The sequence below is a fragment of the Agrobacterium vitis genome (assembly GCF_037039395.1).
In the GTDB taxonomy this organism is placed as follows: domain Bacteria; phylum Pseudomonadota; class Alphaproteobacteria; order Rhizobiales; family Rhizobiaceae; genus Allorhizobium; species Allorhizobium vitis_E.
In genome coordinates, this window is sequence record NZ_CP146241.1 from 293619 (window position 1) to 319084 (window position 25466).

The window sequence follows — 25466 nt, forward strand, 5'->3', positions numbered from 1 at the left end:
AACCGCTGCTACCCGGTTTTGAAATCTGCGGAGATCGATGATGACGCGATATGTTGCAAGCCGGATAGGACAGGCGGTTCTGGTGCTCTGGGCGGCCTTTACCCTGTCGTTTATTCTGTTGCAGGCCATGCCTGGGGACGCGGTACTGATCAAGTTTCTCAGCCCGGATTATGGGCTAAGTCCTGATCAGATTAAGGAAATACGGGCGGCCTACGCCGTGGATTCCTCGGTGTTCGTTCAGTATTTCCACACATTGTCGAATTTCTTACAGGGTGATTTTGGCTATTCGTTGCACGCGGGCGTGCCGGTGTCGGCACAGCTGGCCACCAATCTACCTGCCACGCTGACGCTGGCTGCTCTCGCCTTTGGTGCTGCCGTCGCCCTTGCGGTCTTTGTCGCGGTCCTATCATCGCTCGCGCCGTTTTCGTTTCTGCGCAATCTGGTGCAGGCGGTGCCTTCGCTGTTGATCTCGGTTCCAGTGTTCTGGCTGGGCATTATGCTGATCCAGATTTTCTCGTTTCGGCTCAAGCTGGTCTCGGTGATCAATCCCGGACCTTGGGAAAGTTTGGTGCTGCCGGTGATCACCTTGTCTGTTCCCATTGCCGCACCGCTTGCGCAAATCCTGATCCGCAATATTGATGAAATCCGCACAAGGCCTTTCATCTCTGTGGTGATTGCCAAGGGTGCCACGCCCGCCCGCGTGCTGTGGCGGCATGTGGCCATCAATGCGGCTTTGCCGGTGCTGACCATTGCCGGTGTGCTGTTTGGCGAGCTTCTGGCCGGAGCCGTGGTGACCGAAACCGTATTTGGCCTCAACGGCCTTGGCGAATTGACCGAAAAAGCCGTCAGCACGCAGGATATCGCCGTACTTCAGGCCATTGTGGTGATCTCCGCCACCGCCTTTGTCATCATCAATCTTCTGGTCGATCTTGCCTATCCCCTTCTCGATCCACGCCTGAGAAGCCGGAACGGAGCCACAGCATGAGCAGCGTCGAAATTCTCTCGCTTCAAACCCAAGCCGTGAAACCGCATGATGTCACGCGCCGGGCATACCTCACCCGTTTGAAACGGCTGCGCCCCGGATTGGTTTTGGCGTGGGTGGTCATGGTAACTGTGCTGCTCTGGGCCGCTCTGCCATGGCTGTTTACAAGCTATAACCCGCTGGAAGGCATTTCCGGCGAGCAGTTGAAAGTGCCGTCTGCGGCCCATCTTCTCGGCACGGATTCCCTTGGACGTGATCTTTATGCGCGGATTGTCTATGGTTCCGTTCACTCGCTGTCGGGTGCGCTTGCAGCCGTTGGCGTGGGGCTGGTGGCGGGCACTCTGCTTGGCCTTTTTGCCGGAGCCATTGGCGGGCGCTGGGATATGGTCATCATGCGCTTTGTTGATGTGCTGCTGTCTATTCCAACCCTGCTTTTATCGCTCAGCATCATCATTCTGCTTGGCTTTGGCACCATCAATGCCGCCATTGCTGTGGGCGTTACCGCCATTGCCGGTTTTGCCCGATTGACCCGCGCCGAAGTGGTGCGAGTGCGGCGGGCGGATTTTGTTGAAGCCGCCTATGGCAGCGGCGGCACATTTTTAAGCGTGCTGTGGCGGCACATATTGCCCAATTCGCTGACCTCAGTGATTGCCTATGCCGCCGTGCAATTTGGCTGGGCCATTCTGCAAATGTCCACGCTGGGCTTTCTCGGCTATGGCGCACCGCCGCCAACACCGGAATGGGGCCTGCTGATTTCTGAAGGGCGCAATTACCTCGCCACCGCCTGGTGGCTGACCACGGCTCCCGGCCTGATTGTCGTCGCCGTGGTGCTGTCTGCGAACCGCATCAGCCAATCCTTGGGGAGCACCAGCCGATGAGCCAGACCTCCGCTGTTCTCGATATACGAGACCTGAATATTTCCTATGGTGATGGAGAGGCCCGCACCCGCGTGGTGCATGATGTGTCGTTTTCCGTCGGTGCTGGCGAGGTTGTGGCACTGGTGGGCGAAAGCGGATCTGGCAAGACATCCACGGCACAGGCCATCATTGGACTGCTCTCTGGCAATGGGCAGATTGATAGCGGCTCCATCCGTTTGAATGGCGAGGAGATTTGCCGCTGGAGTGAAAAGCGCTTGCGCGGCATTCGCGGCCCCGTTCTCAGCCTTATTCCGCAAGACCCCTCCAATTCGCTCAATCCGGTGCTCACAGTTGGCGCGCAGGTGCGCGAAATTCTGGAAATCCACGGCAAGCTTTCCCGCCGGGATGCTGATCGGCGCGTGGTGGAGCTGTTGACGCAGGTGGGCCTTTCCCAGCCGGAGCTTCGGGCCAAACAATATCCGCACGAACTCTCTGGCGGCATGAAACAGCGGGTGCTGATTGCCATCGCCATTGCGCTGAAACCTGCACTGATTATTGCCGATGAGCCAACCTCGGCACTGGATGTCACCGTTCAGCGTCGCATTCTGGATTTGATTGACGATCTGCGCAAAGCCTATGGCACCGCCGTGCTGCTGGTGACCCATGATCTGGGCGTTGCTGCCGATCGCTCAGATCGGCTGGTGGTCCTCCAGTCCGGCCGCATTCAGGAACAGGGTAAGACCGCAGAGGTGCTGGCCGCCCCAAAAAGCGCCTATACGGCAAGGCTTCTATCCGATGCACCGTCGCTGGCAGCCCCGGTTGTGCGGCCTGCCATTGCGCCGGATCGGCCCATCAGTGTCAGCGTTGATCATCTGGTGCAGGAATTCAAACTGCCAACGGGTGAGCGTTTCCGGGCTGTTGATGGCCTTTCCTTCACCGTCCCGCAAGGCACCACCCATGCCATCGTTGGTGAATCCGGCTCCGGCAAAACCACCACAATCCGGGGCATTGCCGGGTTTCAAACTGCCACATCCGGCAGCCTCAAAGTGGGTGATTTTGACCTTGGCAACCTGAACCATGAAAGCCTGCGTGCGTTCCGGCGCAAGGTGCAGCTTGTCTACCAAAACCCGTGGAGTTCTCTCGACCCCAAGCAGACGATTTTCTCCATTGTTGAAGAACCGCTGCTGAATTTTGAGCCGCTCCCTAAGCACGAGCGTGCAGCCCGTGTTGAAGCCATGATTGAGCGTGTTGGCCTGCCGCTTTCCGTTCTCAGCCGCAAACCCCATGCGCTCTCAGGCGGACAGCGGCAGCGGGTGGCCATTGCCCGCGCTCTGGTGTTGGAGCCAGAAGTGGTTGTGCTGGATGAGGCCGTCTCGGCGCTGGATGTGACGGTGCAGGCACAAATCCTCGCCCTGCTTGGCAGTTTGCAGCGCGATTTTGGCCTCACCTATATTTTCGTCTCCCACGATCTGGCCGTGGTGCGCCAGATCGCCGACACGGTTTCGGTTTTGCACAATGGCAAACAGGTCGATTACGGCCCGGTTGAAGAGGTCTTCACCCATCCGCAGACCGCCTACACCCGCGAATTGATCGAAGCCATTCCCGGTCGGGCTTTTCCGAAGAAGCATCAAGATTCACTGACAGCAGGATCACCATCATGACGCAGACAACACAGCCAAAACGGCTCGGCTTTTTCACACGCTTGCTGGATGATACCGATGCAGCCGGGCGCTATCGTCTGGCGGAAGAGCAAATCCAGCACGCCGAAGCCAATGGCTTTGACAGTGCGTGGATTGCCCAGCATCACTTCCATGCTGAAGAGGGCGGCCTGCCATCGCCCGCCGTTTTTCTCGCCCATGTTGCGGCCCGCACATCCACCATTCGGCTTGGCACTGGAGTCATCACGCTGCCGATGGAAAATCCGCTACGGGTGGCAGAAGACACCGCCGTGACTGATCTTTTGTCCGGTGGTCGTCTGGAAGTGGGCTTTGGAACTGGCGGCACCCGTGAATCCTTTGAGGCCTTTGGCATTGCTGCCGACAAGCGCGGCGAGGTCTATGGCCAATATCTCGACATCGTTCGCAAGGCTTGGGCGGGTAAGGATTTGGGTGCTGGCAACAGGCTTTATCCCAATGCCCCGCATCTGCTGGATCGCGTCTGGCTTGCGACCTTCTCGCCCATTGGCGCAAAGCTTGCTGGTGAAACGGGGGATGGTTTAATGCTGTCGCGCACCCAGCCGCGCCCGGCAGACAGGCCCAACGCGCGGCTTGATGAATTGCAAAACCCGATCATCGATGCCTATCTGAACGCATTGCCCGAAGGCCGCGCACCGCGCGTTCTTGGCTCACGCAGCCTGTTTGTGGCGGAAGACCGCAAGCGCGCCCTGAAGCTGGCCGAAGAGGGCCTCACCAAAGTTGCCGCCCGTTTTGCCGCAGCAGGTCATCGCATTGAAGGCACCAGCGTGGAGGATCTGATCAAGGCGCTGGATAGCCATGTGGGCACACCAGACGATGTGATTGCCTCACTGAAGGCTGATACGGCCTTGGCGCGGTCCACCGAGCTTGTCTTTCAGGTTCACTCCATCGACCCGCCACATGTCGATATTCTGCGCTCTATTGAGCTGATTGCCGCCGAGGTGGCACCCAAACTGGGCTGGAGCCGAGCACGGTCCCAAGCGTTGGCCGCCGCAGAATAATCCATTGAATTTTATCAGGAAAGTAAAGTCTGATGACAGATATTATTGACACTCTCAGCGGCATTATTCCCGGCTCCAAGGGCGAGGCTTTACGCGCCCGCCGCCCTGTGACCAAGGAAGGGGCGCAAGCCAGCTGGCAAGCCCTGTTTGCACCCAGCGATGACAGCCATGTTTCACTCGAAGAGCGCTTTGCCGTTGCAGTTTTTGTGGCTGCCTTGCACGGCCAGCCAGAGATTGCCGCATTTTACGCTGAAAAGCTTGCGGAAAATCCGACGCTTTTGAGCGCTGTTCACGCTGCTGCCTCCAAGGGAACGGCCATTGGTCCTTACGGCCATTATCCCGCTGGTCCGCTCTCCTCTGAGAACAGCGAGGGGCCTGATTTTGCGGTCGCCGACAGTGAAAAAACCATCCTTGGTGCGCGCTTGGCAGCGGCACTAGAACACGCCCATCTTCTGATTTTTCACCTGCGTGATGCCAAGCCGCAGGCGCTTGATGCCCTGCTCAAGGCAGGCTGGAGCACCACGGGCATTGTCACGCTGTCGCAGCTGATTTCCTTCCTCGCCTTTCAGATCCGCGTTGTCGCTGGTCTGAAAGTCTTGAACGCAGCATAAGGACGATCCATCATGACCGACACGATTATCGAACCCCAGGTGGACAACGCCCCCAATGTCTTCACGCAAGACCAGATCGGCTGGACACCATGGCTTGAGCCTTTAACCGAGGCCGAGCTGACAGACCGCCATTATGAAGCGCTGGTGGATAAGGCGAGGGCGAAATCACCCTATTTCTCTCTTCTGGTCCGCGATCCCGATATTCTGGAAGCCCGCACCAAGACCGATAAGGATATTTTCTACAACACCGCCGATGGCCTGCCCCGCGCAGAGCGCGAACTGAGCGCCACCGCCACTTCGCGCTATAACGGCTGCATCTTTTGCGCCTCGGTCCATTCCCGCTTTGCATCGCATCACTCGCCGCGCAAGGATGATGTGCAAAAGCTGCTGGATGAGGGCGTGGGGGCTGATCTCGATGCGCGCTGGAATGCCATTGTCAGCGCCTCTGTTGCATTAACAGCAACCCCGCCCGTGTTTGCGGTAACCCATGTGGAACGGCTTCGCGCCGTCGGTCTTTCCGATGACGAGATCTATGATGTCGTGCATGGGGCCGCCTTCTTCAACTGGGCAAACCGCTTGATGCTCTCGCTAGGCGAGCCAATACCAGCTGCTTGAATGGAGATAATCCCATGACATTTCAGGAAAAAATAGTAACCCTGCCCTTTGTGGACATTGCACGTTTCCATGCGGGAGTGCAGGAGCGCGCCGCTTTCATCGCAGACCTGCGCCGAATTCTGTTTGATCACGGCTTTTTCTATCTCACCGGCCATGGCGTCGATCCGAAATTGATTACGGACGTTGTGGAGACCGCCAAACGTTTCTTCGCGCTGCCGCTTGAGGAAAAGCTGAAGATCGAAATGGTAAAATCCCCGCATTTTCGCGGCTATAACCGCGCTGGCTATGAGCGTACCCGGGGTCAGCAGGATTGGCGCGAGCAACTGGACATTAATACGGAAGGCACATCTGTCGAGATTGGCCCGGAAACGCCTGCGTGGAAACGTTTGCTCGGGCCCAACCAATGGCCGGAGGCTATTCCGGAACTGAAACCCCTGCTGCTGACCTATCAAGCCGAAGTCACCCGCGTTGGTATCGATGTTTTGAAGGCGATTGCGGTGGCGCTTGGTCAGCCGGAAGATGTGTTTGCCCAGATCTATGAGCCGCAACCATCGCAGCTTTTGAAAATTATCCGCTATCCCGGACGGGATGTGGCGGAGACAGATCAGGGCGTTGGTGCGCACAAGGACGGAGGTTTCGTCACCGTTTTGTTGCAAGACAAGGTCGAAGGGCTGCGAGTGCAGGCCGAGGACGGTATCTGGCTGGATGCACCGCCAGTGCCCGGCACCTTCGTGGTCAACACCGGGGAATTGCTGGAGCTGGCCACCAATGGGTTTGTCCGCGCTGATGTGCATGATGTGGTTGCCCCGCCAGCCGGCGTCGAGCGCTTCTCCGTCGCCTTCTTCCTTGGCTCGCGCTACGATGCGACAATTCCGGTGATTAAACTTCCAGAGGAACTGCATCGGAAAGAACGTGGCATCACGGTTGATCCGCTAAACCCGATCTTCCGGGAAGTCGGCCAGAACCACCTGAAAAGCCGCCTGCGATCGCACCCGGATGTTGCCCGCGCCCACCACGCCGATCTGCAATCTTGAAACACCGGTCAAACAGGCAGAAGCGCTGGAACAAAAAGGTTGGCAAGGAGCGCTGGTTAGGGACGCCGGGACACTTTTACTGTCTGGCCGATTGCCGAATTTGGCCTAAGCCTGGCGCATGATTTCGACCGAAATCAGCGATTCAACCAAACCATCAATTATAACAGACGGTGCCAAATGCCTGGTATCGCGTAGGTCCAATTTGCCGGTGTCGATGATATATTGCTTCAGGCGTTTATGGATGATGAAGTTCTCACCCGCTGGATATGACGTGAGCGCCAGGCGCCCCTTGGCCGGATCACTTGCCAAATAACAGAGCCACAAATTGTGGTGCCGCGGCTGACCAAATCTGACGGTTTTTGCATGGGGTATTGGGGAGCGTGACCGACGTCTCCCCTTGCGAAGATCTGAGCGGTTTTATACGAACATTGGCAAAAAATTGCATCGATCGCCTGCTGCACACACTGAAAGCTGCCAGAAATGTCACTTGGATGTTACGATATCGAGATGCGCAAGCGGAACGCCGCCGTTCTCGTGGTGCTGTTCTCCCATTCGACCAAGCATCATTTCAAGTCTGTCGATTTTCCGGCTGATGTCCTGAGCATCGCGGACAAGGACGATACCTATTTTACCACCACGCCAGATCTCCTGGCGAATTTCATAGAAAATGTCAGCGCGCCTTACGATCTGGTCATCGCGATTGGCGGAAGCAAAGGGGGACATGGCGCGCTATATTACGGCACGCTTCTCGCACGCAGGATCGAAAAGCCTGTTCATGTCCTCGCCTTCAGCCCGGTTGTCATGCTCTCGGATAATCCAAATGACATACCATATGTGTCCTACCAAAAGCTGATGGAGCGAGCGCAGACGACACCAGAACTGGCGGAAAACCTGCGCCAATCAACCCACGTGATAACAGCAGACCCACCATCCAATCTCACGGCCTTCTGTATCGTCGGCGCCGACAATCACTGCGACTGTGTAGAGGCCGGAAGATTGATCGGCGCGCACATCTTGACGCTGCCAATGCATCACCATGAAACGGTCATCCCATTCCTTTGCGATACCAGCGATCCCAGAGCTGTGACGAAAACCGTGCTGGTGCTGTACGATAAGGCGGCGGAGGAGGCGGATGTTGCCCATCTGCTTCAGAAAGGCAGTGTCGACAAAATGATCGAGGATCTTTCCCGCGTTCCAAAACAGCCTCGCCTCGATGAACTGACGAATCTTGTCATAAAGGGTGATGCCAGCAGAGTGAAGCAGGCTGTGAAAACGGATGGTTTCGGATCGTCTCCGACTGAATGATGATAGGATCAGCTTCAAAGCTGATTGCATCCGTATGCATCTTTAGATTGTATTTACCGGTATTGTCACAGGTCTCTCACAAGCACCGAAGCCGTGTCTTAAATGACAAAGCTCCCGTGCGGGCGAAAAAATTCTTACCCTACGGTCCCAAACCGAACCGGTTACACGTCTATCCTTCAGCAACCGGACGTGGTGCCTCTTGGGGCGCATCTTTGATCTATAGCATGATTTCTCAACCCGGCGTCGGCTCAAGGAGAAATTATGCAGGATATATAGGGTGTTACAGCGTCCCTTGTGCGTTTTCACAAGACGCGTGTCGCTTAAGCAATGTGTTGGGGAGAGAGGGATGATGCATTTCACACGCGAAACCATGACCGTACTTGCGATACTCACTGCCTGCGCCTGTAGACCCGACCGTAAAATCGCCTTTTGGGAACTGACCGAATTACGCAATGGTCCCACAGGAGAGATCGTCAAGAGCATCTTGCTGTTGCTCCGGCATGAGCTGCTGCAACGCGAACCAGACGGCCGCGTGATGCTCACTATCGATCCAGCCGGCGTCACGCTCGGCGCTATCCTGCGCCTCACCCAGACCGATCTTCTCCGATGTGATAAACACCGCGGCCATACGGACCAGAATGTGTTCACTCTCGCCGTTGAAGCCGCGTCAGTGAATTTCCTAGGGATCGCTGACCAGTTCACTCTCGCCGATTTCATCGGGGATCGGTCATCCGGAACATGCCACGCGGCGTGAACGGCCTATAGTATCTTGAATCCATGCAGTGTCGTGCTTTTCACGGACATCCGTCCGTTACCGCACGCAGCGTCAGGACAGATCAGGCATCGGTTTCCAGACTGTCGTCCAAGGGGGACAGTTCGGGCTCAGGCAGTTGCATCAGACGCTCGCGAACCGGTCGGGAGGTCACGAGGCTGCATTCGAGGCAAGCGAGAGCGGAGCGATCGGGCGGGGCCACGAGGTCCGCGACAGTGAAACGGTCGAGCAGCTGGACGAGGAAGGATGACGCAGCGGCAACGATGCCATCAAGCAAGGGTTGCCCGGCGAGCGTCCCGGGCTCCGGTTCTTCCGCGTTGCTGTCCAGTTCCGGCTGGGTGATACGCAGCACCTCGGCGAGCTTGATATCCTTGGGATCGCGTGCAAGGCGAAGGCCACCGCCCGGCCCGCGATCGCTGTGGAGAAACCCGTTGCGGACCAGGAGAGCGACGACTTGATAGGCATGATCCCTCGTCGCGCCGACCTCTTGCGCCAGATGCTGAGCAGGGTATTTCGTCGATGGACTTTTTGCGCAGGCTGTCAATATACCGATCGCAATTTCGGATTGCCGCTTCAGGCGCATGGATGACACTATCAAGGGAGTTACTCGTTCAGCCATAGTCGCATATTTGGCTGATGGTGACCATGGGCAAATGTTGCCAGATCAAGTGGATATCGTCCGTGATGATGACGTTGAACCTCGTCTTGCCAAACAAGGTCAGGTGATGGCATTGCGCATCCATCCGCGCGCGTGCCAGCGCGAAAGCATGAAACCAGCCTTCAGTGTCTCTTCGACGATCAGCGCGTACCAGACACCTTCCACCCCGTAGCCAGCTTCCACGCAAAACAGCCAGGCCAGCGGCAGGCCAAGGCCCCAGGTCAAGCCGATACTGACGAGCACCGGGACCCTGACATCGGCGACTGCTCTGAGCGAATGCAGCAACACTGTATTGAAGGCAAAGCCGGGCTGGATGAGGACCGTCAGCAGCAGCAGGTGCGTTGAAAGTTCCAGAACGTCACCAGTCTGTCCGAACAATCCGAGATACTGATTGGAAAACAGCCAGAACAGAAGCGCGATTGTCATAGTGACCACGGTTGCAGCAAGGCTGGAGCGCAACGCCTGGCGATAGGCATCCTGTCGTCGGCCTTCGCCCCAGCGATAGCCGACCAGCACTTCGTTTCCCTGGCTCACAGCCATGACGACAAGGATGAGGAACGTCATGGCAAGCATGACATAGGTACGGCTCAAGACACTTGAGACACCGAACCCCGCAACGAAACCAAGGAGTATAAGCTGGTAGAAACCGTAGCCGATATAGTCCGAAACACTCGGAAAAGCGAGGACGAGCATCCGCCGCACGAGCGAGAGCCGCGCCCTGATCGGCCCCGCCACGAAACGAAGACCGAGCGTCCAATAGACGGCAAGGCCGAACATCAGTGCCATTGCAATCCTTGAGCCGAGTGTTGCATAGGCCGCGCCTGCCACCCCGAGAGGGGGGATTGGTCCGGCACCAAGCACAAGGACATAAGTCGCCCCAATGTAAATCACCGAGAGAAAGAAGCCGATCATCACGATCACCCGGCTGCTGCCGAAGGCCCTCAGGCAGGAGAGCGCGGCCGTGGCAAGCGCATTGAAGGCCATGGCAGCGGCGGCGAGGACAAGATAAAGGCTGGTCTCGTGAACGATCGAGGCCGGGACATCGAGAATCCGCAGGACCACCGGTCCACCAAGAAACAGCAGACCGCCTGCCAGAAGGCCAAGGAGCGTATTGGTCGAAACCGCCAGTGCTGCGATCTGCCGCGCACCCTCCTCGTCACCGCGCCCGAGACTGTGCGATATCAGGATGACCGCGCCGATCCCGACCATGCTTGAAATCTCGAAGACGACCTGAAGCACCTGCCGCGCAATCGCCACCGCTGCTGCTGCGTCAGCGGAATAGGCACTCACGATCAGCATTTCCGACAGCATGACCAGAAAGGTCAGCAGCGAATGCACGAACATCGGCAGGCTAAGGCGAAAAAGCGACTTTGTCGTTCGCGCGGATGGCGGGCGATGCGGCCTGTCCACATCGCCAAGGATTTCTACTGTCTCCATGCGTCAGGCAACCGTGCGTTCGGCCCGCAAGCCGCGACGACCCGCAAGGCGATCGCGACCGGCCTGGCGCAACAGGGTCCGATCACCTCCCGACCACTCGCCCTCCCGACCGGCTTGCAGTTGGGCGATATGGGCGGCCATTGTTTCCAACGTCGGGAACCGGAAAAAGGCGGTAATATCAATCGATATTCCAAAACGCTTGCCGATCACACCCTGCAAAGAGACAACAAGCAGCGAATGGCCGCCGCATTCGAAGAAATTGTCACCCGGATTGACGTGGTCGAGTTTAAGCGCCTCTCGCCAGATCGCGGCGAGCGTTGCGGCGGGTTCGCCGGAGATCGGCAGGCGCGTTTGCTGCGGCGCTGATTTTGGCCGGCAGGCAGGAAGTGCGCGGCGGTCAACCTTGCCGTTTGGCGTGAGCGGGAAGGCATCAAGCGCGACATAGGCCGATGGTAGCATGTAGAGCGGCAGGCTGTCGGCCATATGTGGTCCAAGCTCCGCGCTCGCCTCCTCGGCAAATGGCTCTCGCCAGCGCAGATAGGCGATAAGCTGCTTGCCAGCACCGCCATCTTCGACAAGCACTGCCGCTTCGGCAACGCGAGGATGGGCCGCAAGCCTTGCCTCGACCTCGCCGAGTTCGATTCGGTAGCCGCGCAGCTTCACCTGATTGTCGATCCGTCCGAGAAAATCGAGCGCGCCATTCTCCGCCAAACGCACGAGGTCGCCAGTGCGGTACAGATGGTAGCCGTCCTGCGGACCACGCCGGAAAGGGTTGGGGATGAACCTGTCTGCTGTCAGGCAGGGCTTGCCCCAGTAGCCCGGACTCAATCCCGCACCGCCGATGTGCAACTCACCCGGCGTGCCGGGTGGCACGGGTTCCCCGCGCCGGTCGAGAACATAAAGCTGGGTATTCTGAATGGGGCCAGCAACCGTGACACTGTGGCCGTTGAGGTCTTCACGCCGCACCTCAGCGGCCGCAGACCAGATGGTTGTCTCGGTTGGACCGTAAAGATTCCACAGGCAATCGCCCCGATCCAGCAACTCGGCCGCAAGACGGCTGTCCAGCGCCTCGCCGCCGCACAGCATGCGAAGCCCCTTTTCACTGGGCCACCCCGCCTCGATCAACATGCGCCACCCGGCGGGCGTTGCCTGCATGACACTCGGACGGACACGATCCACGAGCGCGGCAAGACGCCGACCGTCGCGGGCAATAGCGCTCTCAGTAAGCAGCACTGTTGCGCCTTGCGAAAGGGGGGCGAACAATTCCAGCCCCGCAATGTCGAAGCCAATCGTGGTCAGCGCCAGCAGGCGGTCGCTCGCGTCGATCCCCGGCCTTTCGGCCATGGACTCGATGAAATTGGCAAGCGCACCATGGGTGATTGCCACGCCCTTGGGCTGGCCGGTGCTGCCGCTGGTATAAAGGATGTAGGCGAGATCATCGGCCTGAACCGCAGCAGGTTCGAAGGATGCCGACGCACAACCGAATATCTGGGTCGGGTCCATCACCGGAACATCTTGCGGCATCACCGCCCGCTCACTGTCCCCAAGATCCGTCAGGACCAGCGCGGCACCGGAATCGGCCAGCATGTAGGCAATGCGCTCTGCCGGATAGTCGGGATCAACAGGCAGATAGGCAGCACCCGACCGCATGACGGCCAGCAGTGAGGGCAGGAGCGCGCTTCCACGCCGCAGATAGACCGCAACGACCGCACCCCGGCCAATGCCTTGCTGGTAAAGGCGAAGGGCAAGAGCGTCCGCATAACCGACGAGATCGCCATAGGACATGGCGCTGTCGCGGCCCTCACCCACCTGAACGACGGCGGCTTTGCCAGGTTCTTCTTGCGCCCGCGCGATGATCTGGTCGTGGACCGCCACACTTGGCTGCGTCTGCGAACCTCGGCCAGTCTGGAGCAGGATTTCTCGCTCCTCGGGGTTAAGCATCTCGATTGTGCCAAGGCAGGCTTGCGGATCATCAGCGATGGATGAGAGCAAAGTCTCGTAATGCCGCAGCAGACGATCAGCTCCGGTGGACGACAGACGTGACGGGTCCGCGGCAAGCGCAATCTCTATCTCGGCACCGGGAAAGAGCCGGAGCGACAGCGGGTAATGCGTACGCTCATAGCTGCCGGGATCGCTGAGGGTAAGCGTGTGCGTTCCTTCTGCGAAGGCCGCCTGCATCGAAAGCGGCAGGTTCTCGATGATAAGCAACGTGTCAAAAAGTGGTTGATCGGCGGTCTTGCCTGCCCAGCGCTGGATATCGGCAAGCGCTGCATGCCCGTGCTTTTCCCGCTGGCGATGCGCAGCCTGAAGGCCTTGGAGCCATTCGGCCACCGTCTCATCCGGTCGTGTCCGGGCGCGGAACGGCACCGTGTTCAGGAACAGGCCAATCATTCGGTCTGCATCTGGCAGGTCCGGCGGACGGCCCGACAAAACCGTTCCGAAGATCACATCGTCTTCGGCCCCATACCGTGACAGAAGCAGCGCCCATGCACCCTGTAACACGGTCGCCAGCGTCAGCCGCTCCCGCCGCGCCATGGCGGCAAGCCGCGTTGCGAGGCTGGCATCAAGGCTGCGCCGGATCTCGACAATAGCCTCTTGTGCTGCCTCGCCCGTTTTTGTCTCCCCGAACAGGCCGCCTTGCGGCAGATCGGCGAGAGCCTGCGACCAAAAGGCCTGCGCAGCAGTGATATCCTGCCTGTCGCGCCACGCGACGTATTGCCGATAAGACGGGGGAGGCGCTGGCAGGCTTTCGCCTGCATAAGCCTTCAACATTTCGCCGACAAGCAGCGAGCCGCACCAGCCGTCCATCAACAGGTGGTGGAAACTCCAGACGAAGCGATGGCGGCCGGGACCGAGCCGAATGAGCGCAAACCGCAAAAGAGGTGCCGCATCCAGCGTAAAGCCACGGCGGCGATCCGCCTCCAGCCATGCCGCAAAGGCTGTCTCCTGCCCTGCCGCGTCTTCGCCCGACCAATCCGCTTCGCGCCATTCGGGCACAACATCCTCGGCAATGACCATGACTGGCCGCTCGACATCCAACCAGCGGCAGGCACCGCGCAGAACCTCGTGGCGGGCGATCACCCTCCCCCACGCCGATTTGAAGGCATCGGCATTCAGCGGACCTTCCAGCACGCACCAGCATTGCTCTATATAGGTGCCTGAGGCTGGGGCCATCAGACTGTGGAACAGCATGCCCGCCTGCACTGGCGTCATCTCAAAGCTGGGCCCGCTTTCGGCAACCTCAATTGCCTGAACCTCAATCGTATGGACCGCGCTTTCGGTAACGGCAACTGCGGCCTGTGCCGCGATTGTCTGCAACTCGAAAATCTGGGTCGGTTCGAGCTTCAGCCCCTTGGCCTGTGCCTTCGCGACGATCTGGACGCCGATAATGGAGTCACCGCCGAGATCGAAGAAATTATCCTCGATGCCAAAATCCTCGCGCCGCAGCACGGCCTTCCATATCTCCAGCAGCGTCGCCTCAATGGCATTGCGGGCTGGAACCGTCTCCGTACGCGTTGTGGAAAGTTGGGGGATCGGAAGCTGTTTGCGATCCACCTTACCGTTCGGGTTGAGAGGAAATTCATCCATCAGCACGAAGGCCGTTGGCACCATGTAGCGCGGCAATTGCGCAGACAGCGACTGGCGTAGCTTGCGCTCAATCTCACCATCGTTCGTCGTCGGCCAATCGCGAACGAGCACATAGGCAATCAGCCGCTCGTTTTCCGCGTCGAGCGTGACGATGGCCTGCTCAACGACGCTTTCGCGCAGCAGCTTGTCTTCGATCTCACCGATCTCGATGCGGTAGCCGCGCAGCTTGACCTGAAAATCCGTGCGGCCGATAAATTCGATCTCACTATTTGCCAGACGAACAACCGCATCACCTGTGCGATAGAGCCTAAGCGCAGGGCTGTTCTCATTGTAGAACGGGTTTGGCACGAAACGGGCGGCTGTGAGAGCCGGACGGTTCCAGTAACCGGGGCTGAGGCACGGCCCGCCGATATAGAGTTCGCCGCCAATGCCGCGCGGCAGGGGCTGCATATAGGCGTCGAGAACGTGGAGGTGGGTATTGTCGAGGAGGCCACCAACCGGCACCTTGCCGCTTTCCGCGTGGGCGTGAGTAACCCTGAGCGCGCTTGCCCAGATTGTCGCCTCCGTTGGCCCATAGACGTTCCACAGCTCTTTCGTGCGGTCGATCAGCTTGCGGGCAAGTGGCGCATCCAGCGCCTCGCCGCCGCAAAGGGCGATTAGATGCGGCAATCCCTCCCAGCCACTGTCGATCAACATGCGCCAATAGGCGGGCGTTGCCTGCAAATGCGAGATACGATCGGTCACAAGCACATCGGCAAGCCGCTGTGGCGCAAGCAGCAGGTCTTGGCCGTAGAGCACGGTGGTCGCGCCGACGCTGAGCGGCAGAAGCATTTCCAGAATGGAAATATCGAAGGTGGGCGTGGTGATTGCCAAAAGCCGATCACCGGGCGCAAGCCCCGGCGAGACGGCCATGGAGCGCAGATGATTGAGCAGGCTGGCATGGGCAATCGGCACGCCATTCGGTCGGCCCGTACTGCCGCTGGTGTAGAGAAGATAGGCGATGCGCGCAGGATCAGAGGGGGGTAGCGCGGCAGGGGTCTCGCTCATCGGCATTGGGCGCGTCGGATCAAGGGAGCGATGGGCCGGATAGAGATCTGCCCTGTCCGTCAATACGAGACTGACACCGGAATCCTCAAGCACATAGGCAACCCGATCCGCCGGATGATCGGGATCGAGCGGAACATAGACCGCACCCGCTTTCAGAATGGCGAGGAAAGCAATGACGGATTGCCCCCGGCCCGGCAGCGAAACGGCGACCCTATCGCCGGGATGAACCGAAAGGCTGACAAGCGTTTCGGCAAGCGCGTCCACATCTGTCTGTAGTTCGCCATAGGTCCAACTGCGGCCCTTGCTTTGAAGTGCAATCGCATCGGGTTGGCGCAGCGCGACATGCGCGATCGCATCGTGCATGGTGATGTCAGGCACGGGCCGCGCGGTTGGCGTTCCAAGTGCAACGACGGCGGCCTGCTCTTCCTTTGATAGATAGGCAAGCCTTGGCAGCAGAGCATTGGGAGATTGCAGGATAGAGCCGAGCAAAACCTCGAAATGGGCGGCCATGCGCTCGATCCGCCAGGCATCGAAGATCGCCACGCGATATTCGATGTTGAGCAGATAGCCGGATTCCCGCTCCATCACATACCAGCTGAGATCGACCTTTGTTTCACCCAGCCGTGCTGGCTGTTGGCGAACCTTGAGACCGTCGATGCCGAAATCGATCTGCTCGGCATTCTGCGCGCGGTAGTCTTGCGACTGCAACTGAAACATAACCTGCGAGAGCGGGTTCTGCCGTTGGTCGCGGCTCATGCCAAGTGCCTCAGCAATCAGCGGAAAGGGAAATGCCTGATGGTCGAGCGCATCCGAGAAGCGCTCCTGAACCGCCCCGACCCACTGCGAAAACGTCATGCGCGGATCGAGTTGCGCGCGCAGCACCAGCGTGTTGGTAAACAGACCAATCAGCCCTGCGGCATCCGGATCGTCGCGTCCGGCGACGGGCACGCAAACCGACAGGTCCCGCTCGCCACTGTAGCGATGAAGCAGCAGCGAGAAGGCCGCAGCCATCACCACAAAAGGCGTCGTTCCAAGCTGGCTGGCGAGCGAGGCGACCTGCGAGGACATCGAGACGGGAATGACCCGTGTCACGGTGGCCGCCGTCATGTCAACGCTGCTGCTGCGGGATCGGTCGCTTGGCAATTCCAGCGGCTTGAGATCGGCGAGGGTTTGCTTCCAGTAGTCGCGGGCGCGTCCGCAATCCGGGCTCTGAAGCCATGCGTGTTGATCAAGAACCAGATCACCAAAATCGCGCGTGATGTGCGAAAGCGCGGGCGCGGCACCCATACGATAGGCGCGGTAGCAGGCCGTCAGCTCGCGCATCAGCACGCCGCGTGACCAGCCATCCGCGACGATGTGATGGAGGGTGATCGCCAGCAGATGGTCGCCTTCGTGTTGCCGCAAGAGATGCGCCCGGATCAGCGGTGCCTTTGAAAGATCGAAAGGTTCAGTCGCAACAGCCAGCGCCAGCGCCTCACCATCCTCGCCTGTCGCTTCCAGATCGGTAAAGCCCATGGCAAAAGCGTGGTTCGGATCAACCTCCTGCCAAGGCTCACCTGCGTCCACGGGAAAGGCTGTTCTGAGCGGTGCATGCCGGGAGACAATCGTTGCAAGGCTGCGCTCCAGTGCTGCGCGATCAAGCGGCCCCTCAAGCCGCCAGCGATAGGCGACGTGATAAGCAGAACTCTCGGGATAGAGGCTCTGCTGGAGCCAGAAATGTTTCTGGCCGGGTGTCAACGGCAGGCGCCCGGTGCGCGTTGACACCCTTGACGTCTCTTGTGGCGTCTCTTCCGGGGCCACCCGTTCCCAGGCGATCCCACGGGCTTCGAGCTGGCGGCGGAAGGCCTCGCGTTCCGCAAGACTGAGCGCCGCAACGCGGGCGCGCAGCGCCACAATCGGATCGACAGAGTTCACGGGCAGTCTCCCTATACGGCTTCGGCGATGGTCAACTTCGGCGCATGCTGGCGCGCAAGCCGCGCCAGATGCGGCAGACCACCCATGACGAGATCGTAATCCTGCACGAAGTCGATCAGGCAGGCGATTTCATCGATGCCCGCCGCAGCCAGCGCCTCCACGGTCTCTGCGGTGCTTTCCGGCGTGCCGATGAGAGAGCAGCCCTTGATGAAGCCCTCAACCCCGAACTCGATCAGGCTGTCGAGATCGTCCCGGCTGAAATTCTCGAGCGCGATATCGAGACCCATGCTGCGGGCCAGCCCCTCAAGCAGATGATAATGGGTTCTGAGATAATCGCTGAAGGGGCCTTTTACATTGGCTTTCACGGTCTCGACATCGCCGCCGAGATAGGTGTGCACCATAATGGTGACGGTGCCCGCAGCCGGATCAAAGCCGTTCTTTTCCAGCGATCGGCGATAGGCGGCGATCTTGGGCGTCAGGCTTTCCAATGTCTCACCAAGCAATGCCGTCAGCACATTGATGCCGCGACGGCCCGCTTCCACAAAGGTCTCCATGGACTGGCACGCCACCCAGAAGGGCACGCGCGGCTGCACCGGGCGCGGCAGTGTCTTTGCCTCGACGGCATTGCCTTCTGCATCTTCAAAGGTCAGCGTCTCGCCAGCAAGCAGCTTGGTAACCTGATCGTAGCTCCGCCACATCAGGCTGCGGCGGCTGCCGTGCGGTTCGCGCGACAGCACAAATTCGTTGCGCGTCCAGCCGGATGCTATCGCCACACCCACACGGCCTTGCGAGAGATTGTCCACAACGGCAATTTCTTCCGCCACGCGCACGGGATGATGGAGCGGCAAAACAATGCTGCCGGAGCGCAATTGCACCCGCTTCGTCACCATTGCCAGTGCGGCATGGATCATCGACGGATTGGGATAGAGGCCACCGAAAGCATGGAAATGGCGCTCCGGCACCCAGAGCGCGCTCAGGCCATTGTCATCGGCAAACCGTGCGCTGTCCATCAGCAGCCGATAGCTGTCACCGTTCGTAGCAGAGCCGTCGCCATCGAAATAGAAGAGGCTGAATTTCATCGTCGTTGTTCCTTTGCATATTGCTGATGGAAGGCAGGTGACAGTCAGGCTTCCTTGCGGAGCGCCCCTGCCTCAATGTCGTCCAAGAGGGCGGCAAGCTCTGCCTGTTCTTTCCGTGCTGCCTCGAGGCGCTCACGGATGACGGCCGCGATGCCGCCTACGGTCGGTGCATCAAACAGCAGGGCGCGCATGGGCAGTTCGATTGAGAATTGCTTGCGCAACCGCGTTACGACCTGAACGGCAAGCAGTGAATGCCCACCAAGCTCGAAGAAATTATCATCGATTCCGACACGTGAAATGCCAAGGAGATCGCCCATGACATCAGCCACATCGGTCTCGATGGGATCGCGCGGGGCGATGAACGCTGCCTGCACACGCTCGCGCCCAGTGTTTTCCTTCTGATCCGCCACACCGGCCCTTGGTTCCTGCCGTGCTGCGGCCATGCGATGCCGCAGATCAACCGGCGTCACGGCGAGCCGGGAAACCTGTGGATGGGCGAGAACCGCCCGGGTTGCCCGCCAAACCTCGTCGGCGTCAATAGCGTCTGCAAGAAAGCCTGTTGCCTCTTCTCGCGTGGTGCCGAAAGGAAGGCATGTATCCCACGCGATTGCCTGCCAGACCGGACGCTGTGCGCCCCGCTGTGTATCAACGAAGGCATCAAGAAAGCTGTTGGCCCCCGCATAGGCAGCAAGACCCGCGCCGCCGACCAGCGTTGAGAGGGAGGACTGAACGAGGACGAAATCGGGGGTGTGATCGGCAAGCGCCGCTGACAGAGCGTTCAGGCCATCAACTTTGGTTGCGAACAGTGCAGCATTGCGTTCTGCCGTGGCCTCCGTGAGCGGGCAGTGATAAACCTCGCCCATGCCCGCTGTCTGGAAAACCCCACGGATCGGGCCAAATGGCGCGCCAAGCGCGTTGAGGCATGCAGCAAGCCAAGCGGGCTCAGCGAGATCACCGCTGAACAGCATATAATCCTCGCCCGGAGTGCCAATGCCGCGCAAAGCCCGGATCAACACGCTCATCGGATGCTTCGGCCCGTGCGAGGCAAGCCAGTGTTCCCAATCCGCAGCATTCGGAAGCCCAGCGGGTCCGACAAGGACGACCTTCGCGCCCAGTGTTTGAACAAGCGCCCGGGCATAAACGAGAGCGAGACCGTCGAGGAGATCGCCTGCGATCAGGTAAGTGGCCCCCGCCGTGAGAGCCGGAACATCGGCTGGCTCCGGCAGGCACGTCGGCACATGGCTCTCGACCCAGCAATAGCCATTGCGTAGCGCCATCACGATTCTATCATCACGCCAAGGGCGTGATAGCGCCTCAGCGAGGCCGGGAACAATGGCACCTTCTGCCGATGGTAAATCGATGCTTCGGCAAGAAATGCCCGGAATTTCCTGCGGCAAGACGCGGAGCATGCCGAGCACCTTTGCCGCCTGCGCATCAACAACCTCCGCGCCAGTCACACCATGCAGGCCGCACGCCAGAACAGTCAGAAGCGGCGGGCGGCTCTCACTGGCGATCAGGGCTTTCGCAAGCGCAAATGTGCTGGTGAAAGCTGTGTCCGGGGCCGCATTGGCATCAAGGGAGAAGCCATTGACGATCTGGGTTGGTGTCGCACCGTTGGCGGCAAGATCGGCAAGAACTGCGCTGTAGTGCTGCGGCTCAGCGGAATCGATGTGATACGTCCCCCCGGCATTCTCATAGGCTATCCCAGACCGTACCCGTGTGACCTTGATCTGATCCGAAACCGGACCGATCGCGGCGACAGTCTCGTCGCCACCAAAGATCAGCCAATGCTCATGACCGCTCGTCGTGAGAGGCTCAAAGGGGGCGCGTTGCCAAACCGGTTGGTTGAACCAGTCCTCTATCGACGTGCGCCGGGCCGCTTCGTCGGGCATGGATTCGGTTGGTGCAATCCGCGCAATCGCGTAGGAATTGCGCTGGAAAGGGTAGGTTGGAAGTGGCACGCGGCGACGCGGGCCTGCATCTATTTCGGCAACAAGTTCGACATCGATGCCAGCGACCCAAAGCTCCGCCAATGCCAGCAGCGCGTGGTCGCAGGCGTCCTGCGGTGCCTTCGCATCGGGCAGCGAGGTGGCAACGCGAAGCAGCGCTTTTCCTTGTTGGCGAGCAAGCCGGGTCAGTGTCGAACCGGGTCCAACTTCGAGAAGAAACGGGGCTGGCAGTTCAAGCACCCGCGCAAGGCAGGGGCCAAACAGAACTGTTTGGCGCAGATGGGCCACCCAATAGGCCGGGTCGGTTGCCTCCTGTGCTGTCAGCCAATTGCCCGTCAGGTTCGAGACAATGTCAATCTGCGGCGGGTTGAGCGTCACCGTGGCGAGCACCTGCGCAAACGCTTCAAGCGCAGGCTCCATCATGAAGCTGTGAAAGGCGTGGGAGGTTTTAAGCTCATGCCTGCCGATACCGCTGCGATCAAACCGGTCCGCGAGTTCAGCAATCGCCTCTGCCGTGCCCGCCAGAACCGTACTGCGCGGACCGTTGACGGCGGCAAGTTCCACGTCTGGCGAAAGCGAAGCGCGCGCCTCCTGTTCCGAGAGCATGACAGAGAGCATGGCGCCGGGCGGGCAGGCCTGCATCAGCCGCCCGCGGGCGACAACCAGCTTCACCGCGTCTTCCAGCGAGAACACCCCGGCAAGGCAGGCAGCAACATATTTACCGAGACTGTGACCGACCATGGCCCGTGGCTTGATGCCTCTGGCAAGCCACATCTGCGCCAGCGCGTATTCGACGGCGAAAAGTGCTGGCTGCGTTATCTCTGTGCGGGAAAGTTGCTCTGTCGTTGTGCCATCGCCAAAGATAATGGCCGCGAGGTCAAGTTCGGTCGGCATGAAGCGCAGGCAGGCATCGAAGGCGGTGCGGAATGTTGCATCCGTCTCGTACAGCGCCCGCGCCATTCCCGGATATTGTGCACCCTGTCCGGGAAACAGCAGGATCAAACTTGCATCGCCAGCCAGCGGCTCACCCGCGACACAATGGGGGCCTTCACCGTTGCGGATGATATGCGCAGCGTCGTCTCGCTCCCTTGCAAGGGCGACAAAGCGATGCTCCATCTTTCGGCGGCCCTGCCGGAGGGTGTAGGCAATATCGGCAAGCTGTGCGCCATCATCGGCGCCAAGATGATCGGCCACAGCACTTCGCATCGCCGCCAGCGCTTCCGGCGTCTTGGCCGAGAGTGGCAAAAGATAAGGCCCGGTGGTGTCCACTTCGCGGTCCCGAACCGGAGGCTCCTCAATGATCACATGCGCATTCATCCCGCCCATGCCAAAGGCGCTTATGGCAGCGCGACGCTTGCGCAGCAACGTCACGGGCCATGCCCGCTGCTCCGCAACAATGTCGAAAGGGCTTGCCGCCAGATCAAGGGCCGGGTTCGGGCTGGTAAAATTGATGCTGGCGGGCAAAATCTGGTGCTTCAGCGCAAGAATGGTCTTGATCAATCCTCCCATTCCGGCGGCCACATCCATATGTCCGAGATTGCCCTTCACAGAACCAAGACCGCAGCGGCGGCCCTGCTGTTGCAGCGCATCGCCATACACACTGGACAGGGCGCGGATTTCGATGGGATCGCCGAGGGCCGTTGCGGTTCCATGCGCTTCGACATAGTCCACCTCAGAGGCTTCAAGGCGGGCGTCGGCAAGGGCTGCCTGAAGCACCGCCGTTTGCCCGGCAACGCTGGGCGCTGTTAACCCGACCTTGGCGGAACCGTCATTGCCGATGGCCGACCCGCTGAGAACAGCATGAATTGTATCGCCGTCAGCAATCGCGTCGCTCAGCCGTTTGAGAACGAGGACGCCGACGCCATTGGTGAACACGGTGCCCTTGGCATTGGCGTCAAATGGACGGCATAGGCCATCCGGGGAGGCGATGCCTTCGCTCTTGTAAAGATAGCCTTCCGGGCGCGGCTGCCCAATGGCGACGGCACCCGCCAGCGCCATATCCGCCTCGCGTGCCAAAAGGCCGCGCGCCGCGAGATGAAGCGCCACGAGCGCCGTGGCGCAGGTCGCCTGTACGCCAACCGTTGGCCCGGTGAGATCAAGGTGATAAGCGACACGCGAAGCAATCATGCCAAGCACATTGCCAAGGCCCGCATGGATCGGATCTGTTGCCTCCCGGAGCGCCGGATTGGCCTGTATCTGGCTGAAATGATAGTTCAGTGCACCACCGGCATATACGCCGATACGACCACCATACGTCGCGCTGTTATAGCCCGCATGGTCGAGTGCGCCCGCTGCGCATTCGAGGAAGACACGATGTTGGGGATCCAGCAATTCCGCATCGCGCGGCGAATAGCCGAAGAAACCGGCATCGAAAGCCGTTGGATCATCGAAGCCACCCCAGACCCGGACATAATCCGACCGGGCCGCCATCTTGGGATCGACGCCAGCCTCTTGCAGTTCGTGATCCGTGATGGGGCGAAGGCCGCTTTGACCTTGCTTCAAAAGGCCCCAGAACGCGTCGAGATCATCGGCTCCGGGAAAGCGCCCGGCCATGCCGACGATTGCCACGCGCTCGTCCTTCTCCCTTTGCGCCGCCTCCAGACGCGCACGCGCATCCTTCAGAATCGAGAGGATCTCATTCTGGTCTATGCTGTCGGGGGTCAGGTTTTCAACGTCAGTCATAGGGTTTCTCTCGTTCAAATTGCGGATGCTGTGCTCAACGAAGCAATGCCTTCAGGGCAGCAAGTTCCGAGGTGATTGCAGAGCTGGCGACAGAGGCAGACCCAGATGCAAACGCGGGCGGGTTCTGAGCCACAGGCCCATCACTCCGGGGCTTTGCGTCCTGAAGAGGCGCTATCTCCGATTGATCGTCTTCGATGAGACCATAGAGATGGTCCGAAAGGGCCAGGATGGTGGGATGTTCGAAAATCAGTGTTGGGCGGACCGGCACGCCGAGTTCCCGCTCAACCGTCGCGCCGATATTGACGAGCGCCACAGAGTCGAGACCAAGATCGAAAAAGCCAGCGGAATTTCCGGGCAAGTCCCCTTCGCCCAGCCGGGCAAGCATGGCCACTTCCTGCCGCAGCAGATGCCGGAGCGCTTCCTTGCGAAGCGCTTTGGGCGATTGCTGAAGCTGGTCGCGCCAGCTTCGTTGCTCGACAATTGCCGGGGCATTGAGCACGCTCTCCGGCTTTGTATCCCAGCGGGCAACGATGCGCAGATCACCCGTCACGATCCCCTGTCGGCAAGCGAAGCGGCGGACTTTTCCACTCGGCGTGCGTGGCAGACTGCTTGGCCGCAACAGCGCGATGACGGCGGCCCTGACATGGTGATTGCGCGAGACGGCACCGCGCACGGCGCGGATGACATCATCACCATCAAGATCGCGCAGGCCCTCGCGGGTCAGCTCACAGACCACGCCCAATTGCTCCTCGCCATCGACCTCGATGGCAAAGACCCCTGCCCGGCCTTGTGCAAGCGCCGGATGGCTGGAGAAAACGGATTGCTCAATATCTTCCGGGTGATGGTTCTGGCCACGGATGATCACCAAATCTTTCAGCCGACCAGTGATATAGAGCTGCCCATTGCGGCGAAAGCCCAGATCGCCAGTCCGGCGCCAGCCGCGCGATCCATCCAGCACCTGATCAAAAGTCTCTGCGTTCAGCTTGGTGCGGCCCCAATAGCCGGGCGTGACGTTCGGCCCCCGGATCCAGATTTCGCCGACCGTTCCATCATCCACACGCAGGCCCGCCTCGGGATCGACAAGCGCAAGGTCAAGCCCCTCCGCAGGGCGGCCGCAGGCGGCAAGAGCGAGTTTATCATGCTCGTCGCCATCATCCGCTTCGACCGCAGCCCCGGTTTCGACAAGCGCCTTGCGGCTGACGGACAGGATCAACGGTGGATCGTCGGGACTGTTGCCCGTCTGGAACAGCGTGGCTTCTGCCTGCCCGTAGCAACAATAAAAGGCCTTGCCACGGAAACCATGGGCCGCAAAGGCGGCTGTGAAGCGCTCCAGCGTCTTCGGGCGGATCGGTTCCGCCCCATTATAGGCGATGCGGATTTCGGAGAGATCAAGTCCGGCGGCAACCTCTGGCGAATATTTATCGACGCAATGCTCGTAGGAAAAATTCGGGCCGCCAATAACGGTGGCGCGTACATGGCTTGCCAGTTCCAGAAAGCGCAGGGGCCGACGCAGGAAGGAGGCAGGCGCCATCAGCGCCACAGGAAAGCCGTTGAACACCGGTGACAGGATGCCGTCGATCAGCCCCATATCGTGATAGTGCGGCAGCCAGCAGGCGGATATGTCGGATGGACCGTATTCGAAGGCAGTGCTGATCTGCCGCAGATTGGCCATCAGGTTGCCGTGCGTGACCATCACGCCCTTCGGATCGCTCGTCGAACCCGATGTATATTGCAGGAAAGCGACATGCTTTGCCTCCAGCGCATGGAATGGCGCGCCGTCATCTTCAAATACAACCGGGTTTGCCGGATCGGCTGCTTTTGGGGCGAGCGCAAAGCCATGACCGACTGCCCGTTGCAAAGGGCGAAGGGCGTCCAGAAGTTCCTCGGCGCAGAGAATTCCGGATATCCCAGCATCCCGCGCGATATGCAGCCAGCGATTGATTCCATCAGCACGCCGTGGAGCCGGAACGGGGACAGGGACGGTGCCTGCATAAAGGCATCCAAGGAAGGCGGCGACGAAGGCAAGGCCTGGCGGATAGACCACAAGAATGCGCGCGCCGGGGATGACAAGCCCTGTCTGCGCAATCTCGCGACCAACAAGCCGCGCCCGATCGCGCAACATGCGCCAGGTCCAGGAATCCGGCCTTGCCTGCGCCGCAGCGACCGCGTCATCATGAAAGAAACGCATGGCAATATCATCCGCCATATCTCGAGAACGATGCTCAAGTATATGAATTATTG

General features: G+C 59.8%; 16 protein-coding genes. 9 read left to right on the top strand and 7 right to left on the bottom strand.

The genetic code is table 11. From position 1 onward, the window contains the following. The first annotated feature begins 40 nt into the window (after positions 1–40). Genes V6582_RS01430 through V6582_RS01460 form a run of 7 tightly spaced genes read left to right on the top strand, consistent with a single transcriptional unit; the run spans position 41 to position 6794 of the window. Positions 41–985 carry an ABC transporter permease gene (locus tag V6582_RS01430; protein WP_156632112.1) on the top strand — a complete coding sequence of 315 codons (945 nt, stop codon included), beginning with the start codon at positions 41–43 and terminating at the stop codon, positions 983–985. Then, positions 982–1860, top strand: a complete 879-nt coding sequence (locus V6582_RS01435) for an ABC transporter permease (protein WP_156632113.1) — start codon at positions 982–984, stop codon at positions 1858–1860. Before V6582_RS01430 ends, V6582_RS01435 begins: the two co-directional genes overlap by 4 nt. Continuing rightward, the gene (locus V6582_RS01440) at positions 1857–3500 is read left to right on the top strand and encodes a dipeptide ABC transporter ATP-binding protein (protein WP_156632114.1); all 1644 of its coding nucleotides are present in this window, start codon (positions 1857–1859) and stop codon (positions 3498–3500) included. Before V6582_RS01435 ends, V6582_RS01440 begins: the two co-directional genes overlap by 4 nt. Beyond that, positions 3497–4534, top strand: a complete 1038-nt coding sequence (locus V6582_RS01445; RefSeq protein WP_156632115.1) for a putative FMN-dependent luciferase-like monooxygenase — start codon at positions 3497–3499, stop codon at positions 4532–4534. Before V6582_RS01440 ends, V6582_RS01445 begins: the two co-directional genes overlap by 4 nt. Before the next feature lie 32 nt (positions 4535–4566). Beyond that, entirely contained in the window at positions 4567–5145 is a 579-nt protein-coding gene (locus V6582_RS01450; RefSeq protein WP_156632116.1) for a CMD domain protein, read from the top strand. 12 nt (positions 5146–5157) lie between these two features. Continuing rightward, positions 5158–5760: an alkylhydroperoxidase domain protein gene (locus tag V6582_RS01455; protein ID WP_156632117.1), complete on the top strand. Its 603-nt coding sequence runs from the start codon at positions 5158–5160 to the stop codon at positions 5758–5760. Positions 5761–5774: 14 nt separating this feature from the next. Continuing rightward, positions 5775–6794, top strand: a complete 1020-nt coding sequence (locus V6582_RS01460; protein WP_156632118.1) for an isopenicillin N synthase family dioxygenase — start codon at positions 5775–5777, stop codon at positions 6792–6794. Positions 6795–6899: 105 nt separating this feature from the next. Here V6582_RS01460 and V6582_RS01465 read toward each other — a convergent pair whose 3' ends face one another. Beyond that, the gene (locus V6582_RS01465; RefSeq protein ID WP_156632119.1) at positions 6900–7103 is read right to left on the bottom strand and encodes a hypothetical protein; all 204 of its coding nucleotides are present in this window, start codon (positions 7101–7103) and stop codon (positions 6900–6902) included. A gap of 198 nt (positions 7104–7301) precedes the next feature. Between V6582_RS01465 and V6582_RS01470 the strand changes: the two genes are divergently transcribed. Both V6582_RS01470 and V6582_RS01475 read left to right on the top strand, forming a co-directional pair. Further along, the gene (locus V6582_RS01470; RefSeq protein ID WP_234889692.1) at positions 7302–8099 is read left to right on the top strand and encodes a hypothetical protein; all 798 of its coding nucleotides are present in this window, start codon (positions 7302–7304) and stop codon (positions 8097–8099) included. A gap of 346 nt (positions 8100–8445) precedes the next feature. After that, positions 8446–8853: a hypothetical protein gene (locus tag V6582_RS01475; RefSeq protein WP_156632121.1), complete on the top strand. Its 408-nt coding sequence runs from the start codon at positions 8446–8448 to the stop codon at positions 8851–8853. Positions 8854–8935: 82 nt separating this feature from the next. On the opposite strand, the gene V6582_RS01480 is transcribed toward V6582_RS01475, so the two are convergent. The 6 genes from V6582_RS01480 to V6582_RS01505 form a co-directional block, all read right to left on the bottom strand. Next, positions 8936–9463, bottom strand: a complete 528-nt coding sequence (locus V6582_RS01480; protein WP_337739274.1) for an RrF2 family transcriptional regulator — start codon at positions 9461–9463, stop codon at positions 8936–8938. A gap of 126 nt (positions 9464–9589) precedes the next feature. Then, complete coding sequence (locus V6582_RS01485) at positions 9590–10966, bottom strand: MATE family efflux transporter (protein WP_156632122.1); 1377 nt, start codon at positions 10964–10966, stop codon at positions 9590–9592. A 3-nt stretch (positions 10967–10969) separates the two neighbouring features. Continuing rightward, positions 10970–17515, bottom strand: coding sequence for an amino acid adenylation domain-containing protein (locus V6582_RS01490; protein WP_337739272.1), 6546 nt, complete (start codon positions 17513–17515; stop codon positions 10970–10972). A gap of 11 nt (positions 17516–17526) precedes the next feature. After that, entirely contained in the window at positions 17527–18594 is a 1068-nt protein-coding gene (locus tag V6582_RS01495; RefSeq protein WP_156632124.1) for an LLM class flavin-dependent oxidoreductase, read from the bottom strand. Positions 18595–18638: 44 nt separating this feature from the next. Further along, a complete protein-coding gene (locus V6582_RS01500) occupies positions 18639–23225 on the bottom strand; it encodes a type I polyketide synthase (RefSeq protein WP_156632125.1) in 4587 nt (1528 codons plus the stop codon). A 34-nt stretch (positions 23226–23259) separates the two neighbouring features. Further along, entirely contained in the window at positions 23260–25413 is a 2154-nt protein-coding gene (locus V6582_RS01505) for an AMP-binding protein (protein ID WP_234889694.1), read from the bottom strand. Positions 25414–25466 lie beyond the last annotated feature (53 nt).